The 14,730-nt window shown below is 45.0% G+C and carries 12 protein-coding genes; 8 read left to right on the top strand and 4 right to left on the bottom strand.

What is annotated here, in order from left to right; all coding sequences use genetic code 11:
• Positions 1-309: 309 nt before the first annotated feature.
• The 4 genes from LEPTO7376_RS22100 to LEPTO7376_RS22085 all read left to right on the top strand — a co-directional run bounded on the left by LEPTO7376_RS22100 (position 310) and on the right by LEPTO7376_RS22085 (position 4,892).
• Positions 310-672 (top strand): Hpt domain-containing protein, encoded by a 363-nt coding sequence (locus LEPTO7376_RS22100; RefSeq protein WP_015136239.1) that lies wholly within the window; start codon positions 310-312, stop codon positions 670-672.
• A 52-nt stretch (positions 673-724) separates the two neighbouring features.
• On the top strand, positions 725-2,251 hold the full coding sequence (locus LEPTO7376_RS22095; protein WP_015136238.1) for a M48 family metallopeptidase: 1,527 nt from the start codon (positions 725-727) through the stop codon (positions 2,249-2,251).
• A gap of 103 nt (positions 2,252-2,354) precedes the next feature.
• Positions 2,355-3,701 carry an MFS transporter gene (locus tag LEPTO7376_RS22090; RefSeq protein ID WP_015136237.1) on the top strand — a complete coding sequence of 449 codons (1,347 nt, stop codon included), beginning with the start codon at positions 2,355-2,357 and terminating at the stop codon, positions 3,699-3,701.
• Between the two features lie 21 nt (positions 3,702-3,722).
• Positions 3,723-4,892, top strand: coding sequence for a glycosyltransferase family 4 protein (locus LEPTO7376_RS22085; RefSeq protein ID WP_015136236.1), 1,170 nt, complete (start codon positions 3,723-3,725; stop codon positions 4,890-4,892).
• 272 nt (positions 4,893-5,164) lie between these two features.
• On the opposite strand, the gene tig is transcribed toward LEPTO7376_RS22085, so the two are convergent.
• Positions 5,165-6,553 (bottom strand): trigger factor, encoded by a 1,389-nt coding sequence (tig, locus tag LEPTO7376_RS22080; RefSeq protein ID WP_015136235.1) that lies wholly within the window; start codon positions 6,551-6,553, stop codon positions 5,165-5,167.
• A gap of 365 nt (positions 6,554-6,918) precedes the next feature.
• Between tig and LEPTO7376_RS22075 the strand changes: the two genes are divergently transcribed.
• The 3 genes from LEPTO7376_RS22075 to LEPTO7376_RS22065 all read left to right on the top strand — a co-directional run bounded on the left by LEPTO7376_RS22075 (position 6,919) and on the right by LEPTO7376_RS22065 (position 10,843).
• A complete protein-coding gene (locus LEPTO7376_RS22075) occupies positions 6,919-7,962 on the top strand; it encodes an aspartate-semialdehyde dehydrogenase (RefSeq protein WP_015136234.1) in 1,044 nt (347 codons plus the stop codon).
• A 37-nt stretch (positions 7,963-7,999) separates the two neighbouring features.
• Entirely contained in the window at positions 8,000-8,890 is an 891-nt protein-coding gene (gene dapA / locus LEPTO7376_RS22070; protein WP_015136233.1) for a 4-hydroxy-tetrahydrodipicolinate synthase, read from the top strand.
• A gap of 147 nt (positions 8,891-9,037) precedes the next feature.
• Entirely contained in the window at positions 9,038-10,843 is a 1,806-nt protein-coding gene (locus LEPTO7376_RS22065) for a ribonuclease J (RefSeq protein WP_015136232.1), read from the top strand.
• A 153-nt stretch (positions 10,844-10,996) separates the two neighbouring features.
• On the opposite strand, the gene LEPTO7376_RS22060 is transcribed toward LEPTO7376_RS22065, so the two are convergent.
• Positions 10,997-11,401, bottom strand: coding sequence for a hypothetical protein (locus tag LEPTO7376_RS22060; protein WP_015136231.1), 405 nt, complete (start codon positions 11,399-11,401; stop codon positions 10,997-10,999).
• Between the two features lie 391 nt (positions 11,402-11,792).
• The gene (dnaB, locus tag LEPTO7376_RS22055; RefSeq protein WP_015136230.1) at positions 11,793-13,157 is read right to left on the bottom strand and encodes a replicative DNA helicase; all 1,365 of its coding nucleotides are present in this window, start codon (positions 13,155-13,157) and stop codon (positions 11,793-11,795) included.
• Positions 13,158-13,275: 118 nt separating this feature from the next.
• Here dnaB and ruvA point away from each other — a divergent pair, with 118 nt between their 5' ends.
• Positions 13,276-13,905 (top strand): Holliday junction branch migration protein RuvA, encoded by a 630-nt coding sequence (ruvA, locus tag LEPTO7376_RS22050; protein ID WP_015136229.1) that lies wholly within the window; start codon positions 13,276-13,278, stop codon positions 13,903-13,905.
• A gap of 58 nt (positions 13,906-13,963) precedes the next feature.
• On the opposite strand, the gene rpiA is transcribed toward ruvA, so the two are convergent.
• Entirely contained in the window at positions 13,964-14,665 is a 702-nt protein-coding gene (gene rpiA / locus LEPTO7376_RS22045; RefSeq protein WP_015136228.1) for a ribose-5-phosphate isomerase RpiA, read from the bottom strand.
• Positions 14,666-14,730: the final 65 nt, after the last annotated feature.

Raw genomic sequence — 14,730 nt, 5'->3', positions numbered from 1 at the left:
CCAAAAAATATGGGGGATGACAAGCAATATAGCCAGGGATCAGAGCAAATCAATAATTCTTGAATATGGATTGTTTCTCTGATTCCGCTGGACTAAGGCGTTAATATTTAAGCAGGCTTATGGAGAAATAGAGAATACTTGCCATCGTCAAAATCAAGTATTTACTAATGACGATCCGAAAGCTGATTCAACCGTATAATAGGCGATTGACCGTTGTTTGTTGTTCGTATTTAGAGATGAGATCCCTAACGAACCGATTCACTAGAGTTATCAAAAATCAATTGAAATACACGACAAAATAAAGCTGCAATGTCTGATGATTCACTTTCCGTTTCCGCAATTAGCTTAGATGACCTGACGAGTATCGTCGGTGATGATCCTGATGTCCTTCGGGATGTTGTTAATGCTTTCTTGGAAGATTCCCCAAAATTACTGGATGGCATGAAAGAAGCCTTTGACGCTAAAGATCTAGAAGTTTTAGAACGGAATGCCCACACCCTGAAATCCAGCAGCCGTCTCTTTCGGGCGGAGCAATTTGCGACGCAATGCCAGACGATAGAAGCCTGTGCCAAAAATTCAGACTGGCCAGTCATTACAGAAGAAATGCCAAAACTTTGCCAAAACTTTGAAGTTATTGCACAGGCTTTAGAGGCAGAATTGAATAAGTTATAAACCTTGGTTATGACAACAAATTATCTAGGCAGTTTGTAAACTGTGGTTGAACATGGCAAAGTCACGCGGTCTACGTCACAATCGTTGGATGTATTTTGGTCAGCTGGGTTTGGTGCTGGCTTTAGGTTTGTCCCCATTACAGCCGACTAGAGCATTTGAACCATTGGGACATCAATCAGAGCTGCAACCAGAGCGCCCCGCCGCTGATCTTGCCAAACAGCAACTCCGGATCGGCGATCGCCTGTGGGATGAAGGAGAAAAAATTCCAGCGCGAGAATATTATCAGATTGCTAAACCTGCCTTTGATAACCAGATTACAGACGCAATCCTCGAACCAACTAGTGATGCTGAGACTCTCTCTCCTGCCGGACGAGTATATTGGCGTAATACCCAGGAAGGCTTAGAGCAAGACCTGACCAACAAAACGCTGATCTCTCTCAATTTATTGACCGAAGAATCACCGCATTTTATTCCTGGCCGCATCACTCAAATTGAGCAATTGTTGCTTGAGGAAGAAGTGGAAGCTGCCACAGAATCCTTGGGAAATGCCCTGAGTGGATACGGCAGTTCGATGGAATTGATGACCTATGCCATCGAGTTTTATGAACAGACGGAGCAATGGTTTGCTGCCTCTTTAGCGGCTCGGCGGTTTGCACTTTTACACCCAGAGAATGAACAGCACGAAACATTCATGACCCTAGCGGATGAATATTGGGAAGAATACCAATCAGATCTACGAGCAGAGATTCGAGGAAATACCTTTGCAAATTTCATTACTGGGGCGATCGGGTTTGCTTTAACGGGAAGTTTGCTAGGCCCGATCACAGCGCTGGAGAGTTCTGTACTCATTCTTGAAGGGGAAGAGGCTGTTGGGAGTCGCATTAGTGAGCGTATCCAAGAGGTGGCACCCATGGTGGAAGACGAGACGGTTTTAGCCTATGTCCGAGAGATGGGCGATCGCCTCACCACTTATGTCGGTCAAGATCGGTTTAACTATGAATTTTATGTTGTCCTCAATGAAGAATTAAACGCTTTTGCTTTACCAGGCGGCAAAATATTTATCTATGCAGGCGCAATTCTTGAGGCAAGATCTGAATCTGAATTGGCGGGTCTGATATCCCATGAAATTGCCCATGCTGCTTTGTCCCATGGTTTTCAATTGGTTACGGAAGGAAACTTAACTGCCAATATCACTAGCACCCTACCGTTTGGCCGTATTGCTGGCAGCCTAATTGTGATGAATCACAGCCGTGATATGGAGCGTCAGGCCGATGCCCTCGGAACACAAATTTTAGCCTCTAGCCCCTATGCTGCTGATGGTTTATACAATTTGACGGTGACGTTAAATAATGACCCAGATCGTGTGGCGCAACCTACTTGGCTATCGACTCACCCCGGCATCGATGAACGGGTCGATAACATTCAAACTCAAATTGTCAGCCAAAATTATGACCGTTACACCTTTGAAGGGATTAACCGACACGAAGAAATTCAAGATATTGTGCGACAGCTTATGGCTGAAGAGAAAGAGAGAGAAGCCGCAGAAGAAGCAGAAGAGCGAGAGGAAGACGAAGATTAGAAAATTGGTTTGTTCGAAACTGTGAAGGTTTAGATTGTTTCGGGCATCAGGCGATCGCCGGTTTTATACTAAGGAGAGGACTTACCAGAAAACCGCCTAGCCAATGCCAACGGAAACGGAATTACCAATTAAACAAGGCTCTGAAACTCCTTCAATAGAAGCAGCTCAAACAATTGATGGTTTTATGCCAGTCCTGAAAAACCCAAAATTTTTGGTGTTGTGGAGTGGTCAAATTTTTTCGCAGTTGGCGGACAAGATTTATCTAGTATTAATGATTGCTTTGATCGCGAGTAATTTTCAGATCGCGAATGAAAGTATTAGTGGTTGGGTTTCAGCCATCATGATTGCGTTTACAATCCCAGCAATTTTGTTTGGATCTGTGGCTGGTGTGTATGTTGATCGCTGGTCAAAAAAGCGTGTTTTAGTGGTTTCGAATTTACTACGGGGACTGTTTGTACTTTGTGTACCGTTGTTGCTGTGGTTAGTGGAAGTGCAACAGGCGGTGTTCGGAGTGCCTCTCGGATTTTTGTTTTTGCTGGGAATTACGTTTCTCGTCTCAACTCTCACCCAATTTTTTGCGCCAGCAGAACAAGCTGTCTTACCGCTAATTATCAAAAATAAGAATTTATTGGCCGCAAATTCTCTCTACACCACGACAATGATGGTGCTTGTGATTGTAGGATTTGCGGTGGGTGAACCATTATTACAGTTGAGCGATCGCCTCATAGATGGCCTTGGTCTAAATTGGTCATTCGGCAAAGAATTATTGGTGGGTGGAGCTTATGCGATCGCCGGACTATTACTAATTGCCTTACAAACTAATGAAAAACCAGAAGACCGACAGCTCGAACAACCCCATGTCTGGGCAGATATTAAAGACGGCATCCGCTACCTCAAGCAAAATGAGCAGGTACGAAATGCCCTAATTCAGCTGGTCATTCTGTTTAGTGTGTTTGCGGCATTAGCTGTTTTGGCCGTTAGTTTAGCGGCGCAGATTCCCGGTTTGAAGGCAGAACAATTTGGTTTTCTGTTGGCTGCTGGCGGTGTGGGAATGGCCATTGGTGCTTTCTTTCTGGGCAACTGGGGCGAAAATTTGTCCTATCGTTTGCTCAGTCTTTGGGGTTCTGTTGGTATGGCGATTGCCCTGATTGCTCTATCCTTTTCGACCCAAAATTTGATCTTGACCCTGTGTAGCGTTGGGGGTTTAGGTATTTTTGCCGCTCTCATTGGGATTCCGATGCAGACGACCATCCAAGGCGAAACCCCTCCAGCCATGCGCGGTAAAGTGTTTGGATTGCAGAATAATGCTGTTAATATTGCTCTATCTCTGCCGCTGGCCCTAGCTGGTGTCGCAGAAACATTTTTAGGATTGCAGCCTGTTTTACTTGGACTATCGGCGTTGGCGATCGCCGGTGGAATGTTGAACTGGTATATTGCAGTCAAAACATAAATAATCTCTGGATGCGTCTACATGCACATCGCTTGGCTTGGTAAAAAATCCCCTTTTTGTGGCAATGTCACCTACGGCAGAGAAATCACAAATCATCTCCTCGAACGGGGTTATCAAGTTAGTTTTTTCCACTTCGCCCAGCAGGAAGAGTGTGACCAAAAATGGAATGAGTGCCCAGAAGTTTTTCTACCCTTCCTCTACAAATCCCAGATTTATACAATTCCCAGTCCAAAATCTAGCCAAGTTTTAATGCGATCGCTACGGGAATTTAAGCCAGATATTGTCCATGCTTCGCTGACTCTATCTCCCCTTGATTTTCGGTTGCCTGATATTTGTCGTGAATTAGGTATTCCACTCGTTGCGACTTTTCATCCACCATTTGATAGCAAGCTTCGTAACCTTAAATCCAGTACCCAGTACTTGACCTATCAACTCTATGCACCTTTTCTCGCCAATTACGATCAAGTGATTGTCTTCTCTGAAATCCAGAAAGATATGTTGGTGAAGTTAGGCATTCCAAGAGGTACTGTCAAAATAATTCCGAATGGTGTCGATCAAAAAAAATACACACCAGGCTACGGTGGGCTCAAACAAAAATTTAAAGCCAAACGTCTATTTGTTTATCAAGGTCGAATCGCCATTGAAAAGAATGTCGAAAGCCTTCTCAAAGCTTGGCGATTGGCCAATATGGGCGACGATTGTAAGCTATTGATCATTGGTGATGGACCTTTAAAGTCATCCTTAGAGCCTTTGTATAACGAAGATTTGGGTGTTATCTGGCTCGGGTTTATTGGAGATGAAACAAAACGCATTGAAACCTTGCAGTCTGCCGATGTCTTTATTTTGCCTTCCCTTGTGGAGGGCTTGTCTTTATCTTTGCTTGAGGCGATGGCCTGTGGTTTAGCTTGTATTGCGACCGATGCTGGTGCAGATGGCGAAGTGCTCAACGATGGAACTGGTGTTGTTCTCGATACCCAAGGTGTAACTGGACAGCTCAAAACATTATTACCACTCTTTCGAGATCAGCCAGAACTAGTGACTTTACTGGGTAATAAGGCCAGACAGCGAGTCCTAGATCGATATACGCTTAGTAATAATATTGCTCAGCTCGAAGCGTTGTATCGTTCTCTCTGCTCCCACACTCCTTCACTTGAATTACCGACACCACCGAATTTAGAAGCCCGAATTTAGACATGTCAAATAGTATTGGCTGGACTGTTTGTGGAGTGGCGATCGCCTCCTTCTCTCAAAAAAATTGCATAAAAAAAGGATTCAAAATAATGAATCCCCACATAATCTATTGTTAGTCTTTCTAAGAGGTTGTCTGAAAAGTCTTTATGTTCGATAAATGCTGCATAAATTCCGCCAGGTTGATCGCCTGAAGTGCTTATTTTTACGTGCAACTCATTTCGACAAAAGTTACGGTCAGACCCTTTTCAGACATCCTCTAAGAAATAATTAAATTATTCCTCTTCCTCTTCCGCTTCAACTTCAATTGTTTCTTCTGTTTCCTCAGCTTCAGCCTCTAGAGTGCCAGCCGGAACAAACTCAATCTTGGATTGTTCTTGGAGCCAATCGAGAGTTGCTTCGATGACAATCTCTTCTGTAATGGCTTCCTTGAGACGATCCTCGTCAAAATCTTGCTCGATTTCAGACTTAGCCTGCTCTAAACGCTCGTTGAACTTTTCTTCATCAGGCTCAATCTTTTCGACTTTGGCAATCTCAGTCAAAATCAAGGAATTCCCGAGACGCTGTTCTGCTTCAGGACGAGCATTTTCACGGAGCTTAGGAACCATGTCCTTCGTGAAAATCTGATTAATATCGATGCCCATGCGGCTGAATTCCATCATTTGCTGGCTTAAAACAGCAGTGATTTCTTCATTGACACTGACTTCGGGTAAATCAACTTCGTTATTTTGGGCGAGGAGATCAAGCATTTGCTGACGAACGCTATTTTTCGTCGTAATCTCAGCATTCTTTTTGAACTGCTCTTCGAGGCTGGCTTTCCAAGCATCTAGAGTTTCAAACTCTTCATTGCTGATGTCAGAAGCAAACTCATCGTCTAGCTCAGGTAATTCACGCTCTTTGAGTTCCTTAAGCGTTGCTGTAAAGGAGACATCTTTGCCTGCCATCTCCTCATTACCGTACTCTTCAGGGAAAGTAACGACAAACTTCTTCGTTTCTTCAAGCTTCATACCAATAAAGCCTTCGATAAAGCCAGGCACAAATTTGCCTTCTTCCATTTCTACAGAGAAGTCTTCCGCTTGAGTTCCGGGGATAATCTCACCTTCTTCTTCGCCTGCGTCGTTGACATAGCGGCCTTCATAGTCGGCGATCGCCACATCTCCCATTTGTGCACCACGATCTTCGACTGGTACGAGTGTTGCAGCCTCTGAACGCTTTTGCTCTACAAACTCATCGAGCTTGCTGGGGTCGTAGTCTGTTTGCTCAGCCTTAAATTCTAAGCCTTTGTAGGTGCCGAGAGTGACGCTTGCAGGGACGTCCACAGAGGCCTTAAATGTGAAAGGCTCACCAGGCTTGTAATTAGCAATTAGTTCATCAAAAGAAGATGTGAGCTTGTAGTTACCTAGAGCTTCAATTTTCTCTTGGTCAATTGCTGCCTTCAAACTATCGTCAATCAGGTCTTCAAGCACTGTTGCCTTAATCCGACCAGAGCCTAGACGCTGAATTAAAATCTGTCTGGGAACTTTACCCTTCCGAAATCCCGGTAGATTTACAGTGCGGGCAAGCTTACTGACGGCATTGTTATAGGCTTTCTGGGTCACGTCAGCGGAGACTTCAATTTCTAATCCAACTTGACTGGCAGGAAGCTTTTCCTGAGTAACTTTCATCGATGTTTTAAGGCTCTAAATAATACAAATTACAACTAAATTGACTAGGAACAAGGATGGTTAATCTCTCTTTATTGAGCAGGATTTGAACGCTCCGTGATATCCTAGTGGAGCAATCCGCAATGCTATATTTCCAAATCAGTTTGGAACAGTTTTAAGCGTTTATCTGTCGGTTTGCCTTACTGATAATAGTATAGTTAGAGTCTTTGCGTATACAGTTTTGTTTTAGCTAAGCTGTTAGCCTGGTTTTCGTTTGAAATCGTAGTGATCACATTCAACACAGTACTTTGCTGATCACCCAGCCATTTCCATAAAGTTTTTTTGTCCACTTATCCAAGTTCAAATCCAATTAGGAGGTTTCGTCGTTGTCAGAATTAGTAAATGTTGCCATTCTTGGGGCAACGGGGGCTGTCGGAGCTGAGTTGCTCCAGCTTCTAGAAGAGCGTGATTTTCCCGTTAAAACTTTAAAGCTATTAGCATCACCCCGTTCAGCGGGCAAAACCCTAACATTCAAGGGTCAAGAGATTACGGTTGAAGAAGTTTCAGCTGAGTCTTTTAAGGGTGTTGATATTTTGCTTGCGTCAGCAGGTGGAGCAACGTCTAAAAAATGGGCGGCGATCGCCGTGGAAGCTGGCGCTGTCGTGGTAGATAATTCCAGCGCGTTTCGAATGGATCCAGAGGTTCCATTGATCGTGCCGGAGATTAACCCTGAAGCCGCCAAAGATCACAAAGGCATCATTGCGAACCCTAACTGCACAACTATTTTGATGGGCGTTGCGATTTACCCTTTGCATAAGGTGCAACCCATTAAGCGCATTGTCGTGTCTACTTATCAGTCCGCTAGCGGGGCTGGTGCTCGGGCGATGGAAGAGGTGAAGCATCAGACCGAAGCAATTTTGGCTGGTGATGCACCGAAGACAGAATCTTTTCCTTATCCTCTTGCGTTTAATCTTTTCCCCCACAATTCCCCTCTCGATGAGCAAGGCTATTGCCAGGAAGAGATGAAGATGGTGAATGAAACGCGCAAGATTTTTGGGGAGCCGGATTTAAAAGTTTCTGCGACTTGTGTACGTGTACCCGTACTGCGCGCTCACTCGGAAGCGATTAACCTAGAGTTTGAAGAACCTTTTGAACCGCCTGCGGCAAAGGAAATTCTTTCCACTGCGCCTGGTGTGACCATTGTTGAGGACTGGGAACAAAATTATTTCCCGATGCCTATTGATGCGACTGGCAAAGACCCTGTGCTTGTTGGTCGAATTCGTAAGGATATTTCTCAAGATCATGGCCTTGAACTATGGTTATGTGGAGACCAAATCCGTAAGGGTGCTGCTCTGAATGCGGTGCAGATTGCTGAACTGCTTTGTGAACAAGGTTTGTTGCAGTCTAATACGGTTGCAGCAGCGGTCTAAGTCCGTATGATGTTAGGTGTGTTGTGTCGATGCTTTTATGACGAGTACAAGATTTGGTCGAGTAATCACCGCAATGGTGACGCCCTTTACTGAAGAGGGTCAAGTAAATTATGCGATGGCTGAGAAGCTTGCCTCCCATCTTATTGATAATGGTAGTGATGGCTTGGTCGTCTGTGGCACAACTGGTGAATCGCCAACTTTGACTTGGGAAGAGGAACATCAGCTATTTCTAGCGGTGAAAAGTGCTGCTACTGGCCGGGCAACGGTTATTGCTGGTACTGGTTCTAATTCAACGAGTGAGGCGATCGCCGCGACGAAAAAAGCTGAGGCATTAGGACTAGATGGCACATTACAAGTGGTGCCCTACTATAATAAGCCTCCCCAAGAGGGTCTCTACCACCACTATCAGGCGATCGCCGAAGCTTGTCCTGACATCCCTTTGATGCTCTACAACGTCCCTGGGCGTACAAGTTGTAACCTTGCTCCGGAAACCGTGATTCGGTTAGCGGAGATTGATAACATCGTTGCAATCAAAGAAGCCAGTGGTAACGTTGACCAAGCCGCTCAAATCCGCTGTGCTGTCAGCGATGATTTTGAGATCTACTCTGGTGATGACAGTCTTACATTGCCCTTAATGAGCGTTGGTGCCCAGGGTGTAGTGAGCGTCGCGAGTCATCTTGTTGGTAAGCCAATGCAAGAGATGATTCAGGCCTTTTTAGCCGGTGAAAATGAAAAGGCGATCGCCATCCATCTGAAACTATTTCCGTTATTGAAAGTCTTGTTTTGTGATACCAATCCTTTACCCGTAAAAACAGCTCTAATCCTTCAAGGCTGGAGCCTTGGTAGTTTCCGTCCCCCCTTGTATCCTCTCGATCCGCACCGTACTAAACAGTTGACTCAGGTGCTAAAAGATCTTTCTCTGCTCTAGGTCATCGATACCAATGTGACCCACAGCAGGTTTGACAACCAAATATTGCGATTTAACTGACCAGAGGGCATGCTCCCTGGCCTATTCACCCTTTCGCATTACACAGTTTTTTCTCTTCTTTTATCTTTTAATTTAGTTAGGAAATTTATGAACAATAACAAACCCAAACTCGTCGCCAAGAAAGCCAAAGCAGCTCCTCAACCCAGCAGCAATGAGGATTCTATTAAAATTATTCCCCTCGGCGGACTCCATGAGATTGGGAAAAATACTTGCGTCTTTGAATATGATGACGAGATTATTCTGCTTGATGCAGGATTGGCATTCCCCACTGATGGAATGCATGGCGTAAATATCGTTTTACCTGATACGACTTATCTTCGTGACAATCGCCACAAAATTAAAGGCATGATTGTGACCCATGGTCATGAGGATCATATTGGTGGTATTGCCCACCATCTTAAGCAGTTTGATATTCCAGTTATTTATGGCCCTCGTCTAGCGATGTCCCTTCTCAGTGACAAACTGGACGAAGCTGGTGTCAGCGATCGCACCAAACTCAATAGCGTCATGCCCCGTGACATGGTGAGAATCGGCAAGAATTTTGTTGTTGAATATATCCGTAATACCCACTCCATCGCCGATAGCTTTACCGTTGCTATTCATACTCCTTTAGGCGTGATTATCCACACCGGTGACTTTAAAGTCGACTACACACCAGTTGATGGCGAACATTTTGATTTTCAGCGCTTGGCTGAACATGGTGAAAAAGGTGTGCTGTGTTTGTTGAGCGACTCGACGAATGCTGAAGTCCCCGGCCATACCCCTTCCGAAGCCTCAGTTAAACCAAATCTAGACCGGATTTTTGGTCAGGCTAAAGGACGTTTGATGGTGACTACTTTTGCGTCCTCTGTGCACCGCGTCAACATTATTTTGCAGCTTGCTGAGAAGCATAATCGTAAGGTTGCGATTGTGGGTCGCTCAATGCTTAATGTGATTTCCCACGCGCGAAATCTTGGCTATATCAAATGTTTGGATAACTTGTTTATTCCATTGCGCCAAGCGAAGAGCATGCGTGATGAAGACTTGCTAATTTTGAGCACAGGATCTCAGGGTGAAAGCCTATCGGCAATGACTCGTATTTCGAAGGGTGAACACCGTCACATCAAGATTAAGGAAGGCGATACGGTTGTCTTCTCCGCGAATCCGATTCCTGGTAATACGATTGCCGTTGTGAATACAATTGACCGTTTAATGATGCTTGGCGCGAATGTTGTTTATGGTAAGCGCCAAGGTATTCACGTTTCAGGCCATGGCTCTCAGGATGAACATAAGTTGATGCTGGCATTGACCAAGCCTAAATTCTTTATCCCATTCCACGGCGAACATCGCATGTTAATTAAGCATGCGCAAACAGCTCAATCTATGGGTGTGCCGGAAGAGAATATTGTCATTATTGATAATGGTGACATTGTTGAATTGACGGAAAATTCGATTGGTACTGTCGGTAAGGTTGAATCGGGTATTGAACTTGTAGATCGTTCTGGGATTGTTCACGATAGTGTCCTCCAGGATCGTCAACAGCTTGCTGAGCAAGGGGTCATCACTGTTGCGGCAGCTGTTGCCCAAGATGGGAAATTGGTTGCGCCTCCTGAAATCCATATTCGTGGGGTTGTGGCTTCGGCGAATAATAAGCTTATCCATCAGCTCATTCAACGCAATGTTGAAAGTACGATTGGCGATCGCACTGCTGAGTACAAAGAGAATGGTAAGCGCGCGAAAGAAGAGATCGATTGGACAGATGTTCGCATTGAAGTTGAGCAATCTCTCCAACGTCTTGCCCGTCGTGAACTTAAGAGTCAGCCTTTGATCGTCTTTTTGATGCAGGTGAGTGAGGAAGTTGGTGGTCGTTCTCAACAACGTCGTCGCCGTCGTCCTACTGCTGCTGCTTCTTAAAAGATAGTTAGCGCAAAGGTTATTGCAATTCGTTTAAATTTCACTAACTAAATATCAAAGAAAAAGGAGGATCTCAGATCCTCCTTTTGTGTGTATTTCATTTCAATAATATTTTCATGACGCATCAGGTTTAGAAAAGAAAAGATTGCCAGATCAATTTTGGATTGGTTCTGAATCGGGCTCTACCCAAATAATACGTTTTTCTAGGAGATCCACTTTATCGCTATGTTCACGAATAAGGTCTTGGGATTCGTAAGCATCAAAGTTGCCGTTAAAATCTTCTCGGAGTTGGTTCACTCGATACTCTGCTTCTGCTACTTCTGTACGAATTTCTGCAATTCTCTCTTGTTGAGACATGTGGTGGGGTAACAAGTTGGCGATCGCCGCAATAGCCACACCGACTAAGGCACAATTCACCGTCGTTTGCAGACTCAGCTCGATTAGAACTGCACGGTTGCGTCGAGATTGTTGTGCTTGGCGTTGTTGAGGTTGGCGTCGTACTTTTTTCCGAGGCGGAGTTGGTCTCTGGGTTTGCCGTTGGGGCTGGTAGGCGTGCATGAAAAGTTAGATGTAGTTGAAAGAAAAAGAGAAAATTGACAGTTTCCCTAGGTCTGCAAAAGCATAATTAGAGACTGGATTGGAAGGCCATAATTATAGTTGCTTCTCTGAATTATTTCGGTAAAAGCAAACAATTAAGGGTACCGATGAAAACAAATTTCGGCAGCTGACCAACAACTCATCAAAGTCATAGTTAGCAGAATCTTAGCACCCGACCTGAAATATCTCTGAATCATATTAAGAAAATTCCCGAAAAATATCACTAACTCCCCATATTCATCCGTTAATCTGATGACTTTGGCTTGATTTGTCCGAGAAATTAGTGATTTCAGGAATTTAGTGGCGATCGCCCACCCATTTATCTAGCCCACTCATTTGTCTAAACAGATATCTAATAGACTTCTGCGTAACTATTGCCTGCATTGGCTAGGTTTAGGAATTTTGTAAGTTCTGGTTGGAAGATTAGTTTCACGGTTCCTGTGGGGCCATTCCGGTGTTTGGTAATAATCACTTCGGCAATGTCATGGTCGGGGGAATCGGGATTGTAGTAGCTATCGCGGTACAGCATGATAATCAGATCAGCATCCTGCTCAATCGAGCCAGATTCTCGCAAATCTGACATCATGGGACGTTTATTTGTCCGAGCTTCTACACCACGGCTTAGCTGCGATAAAGCCAAAATTGGCACATTCAGTTCACGTGCAAGACCCTTCAGCGCCCGCGTAATCTTTGAAATTTCTTGGACACGGTTATCGCCACCACCTTCCATAAGCTGAAGATAGTCGAGCATGATTAGGCCCAACTTTCCGCCCTGTTCCGCTTGAAGCTTTCTGGCCTGCGATCGCATCTGTGCCACCGTCAAATTAGCAGTGTCATCAATGAATAAGGGCACATCTGATAAAGATTCCACTGCATTAATCAACGGCTCCATGTCCGTTTGGGTAAGGCGACCAGCGCGAAGCCTATTACTTTCAATTTGGGCTTCTCCAGCCAGTAGTCGTTGCACCAGCTGCTCTTTGGACATCTCTAGGCTAAAGATGGCGACAGGTAGCTTATGAGTGGTGGCGACATTGACGGCGACATTGAGCGAAAAACTGGTTTTCCCCATCGCTGGACGACCCGCAATAATCACTAAGTCTGAGCGCTGGAAGCCACTAGTCATTGCATCAAGATCATAAAAACCGCAGCTTAAGCCCGGCAGTGTAATTTCTTGATGTAAATCCTCGATATTGTTAAACGTTTCGACAATGGTTTCGGCGATAGGTGTTAAGCCATCTTGGGGGCGTTCTTGGGTAAGTTTAAAAATCTTTTGCTCTGATTCGTCGAGGACTTCTTCGAGGGGAGTTGTTGTGTCATAACCCAAGTCGATAATTTCATTTCCTCCAGCGATGAGCTGGCGACGAACATATTTGTCCATCACGAGCTGAGCATAACGATCGACGTTAACGGCAGAAACAGTGCGATCAACGAGAGTGGCTAATTTTGCAGTGCCACCAATTTTCTCGAATAGTTTTTGATCCTGTAGCCATGATGTGAGGGTAACGATATCTGTGGGTTTCCCTTGGGCATGGAGGATGAGCAGTCCTTTGTAGAGATCGCGGTGTGCTTGGACGTAGAAGGCATTAACGATGAGAATATCGACCACGCGTCCCATTGCCTCTGGATCGAGCAGGATACCGCCAAGGATTGATTCTTCTGCGTCAATGTTTTGGGGTGGAAGGGAGCGGTTTGAAAAAGTCGGCGTGGAGTCTGCCATAGTCCGGGAAATGGGGAATATCTTAGTTTAACTGTACTGCTCGCTTCTGTCCTGCGCAGTTTGTTGAGGATAAGGTCGTTGGCATGGCAGGATAATTTTAGTTTTTTGGCTGGAAGTTATGTTTAGCTACCTCAAGGGTCAGGCGATCGCCTTGCAAAGAAATTTACAGAATCGAACCTTTCTCGTCTTAGAGGTGGGCGGCATTGGCTACGAGATCCAAATTTCCAGTCGTTTTGCCCTTGAGATTAATTTAGCTGATGAGAAAATTCGACAGGTTTTTATTCATTATCAGCAACGTGAAGATCTGGTGATTCTCTACGGTTTTGAGTCTTTAGCTGAGCGCGATTTATTTCGTCAATTGATTGGAGTGAGTGGTATTGGAGCTCAGTCGGCGATCGCCCTGCTCGATACCCTAACTCTATCGGAACTGGTACAGGCGATCGTCAGCGAAAACCATAAACTATTGGCGAAGGCACCAGGTATTGGCAAGAAAACAGCGGAACGCTTGGCTCTTGAACTCCGCACCAAGCTTGCTCAGTGGCGTGATCAAACCGGATTACCTCAAGCTGATGTTTCTACCCCTCAAGCTGGCATTTTTGAGGATTTAGAAATGACACTGTTAGCCCTCGGTTATGAGGATGATGAAATTCGCCGTGCCGTGACTACCCTATCCCAGGATTCGCTTCTTGCCCAAAACCCTAATGCTGATGAATGGATTCGACAGGCGATCGCCCTCCTCAGTGCCTAAAAAGAAAAATCTCCCAGCCGTTAGACCAGAAGAGTTTTCAATTCTTTAGAGATTAAACTTAGTTAATAGTACGTACCTTGGGCTCACCATCGATAATCTCACCCACGAGAATTGTATTTGCCACACCGACAAATAAACCATTCTCAAGGACACCAGGGATATTATTAATCGCAATTTCGAGAGCCGCTGGATCAGCAATGCTTTCAAACTTAAGATCGACTACCAAGTTACCTTCATCAGTAACGACAGGGCCTGCCTTCTTCACGCCCATCCTTAATTCAGGTTTACCACCGAGTGCTTCAAGCTGGCGCATCACAGGTGTAATAGCCATCGGAATCACTTCAACAGGCAAGAGGAAAGTCGAACCAAGACTATCTACGAGCTTACCGCTGTCAACGACAACAACAAACTTATTTGCCAGGGCATCCACCACCTTTTCACGAGTGTGAGCTGCACCACCACCCTTAATCAAATTTTTGTTGGGGTCAACCTCATCTGCACCGTCAATAGCGAGATCAATATGATCAACTGCATCAAGACCGACGAGAGGAATGCCGTACTGCTTGGATAAAACCTCTGCCTGAAAAGACGTGGGAATACCAACAATATTTTCAATTTCGCCAGCAGCCAATCGCTCACCAATGAACTGAATGGCGTAAGCAGTAGTTGAACCTGTGCCTAGACCAACGATGGTATTGGACTCAACCATTGCTGCGGCTGCACGTCCAACTTCTTGTTTCATTACCTTTACTGGATCCATCTAAAATACCCTCCTTAATTGCTATGTTTTTGCCACGCTAAAAAATGCGTAGATATAGAAAAACC

It is taken from the genome of [Leptolyngbya] sp. PCC 7376, from assembly GCF_000316605.1.
In the GTDB taxonomy this organism is placed as follows: domain Bacteria; phylum Cyanobacteriota; class Cyanobacteriia; order Cyanobacteriales; family MRBY01; genus MRBY01.
Note: the sequence above shows the minus strand (reverse complement) of the source record. Positions and strands in the feature narration are given on the sequence as shown.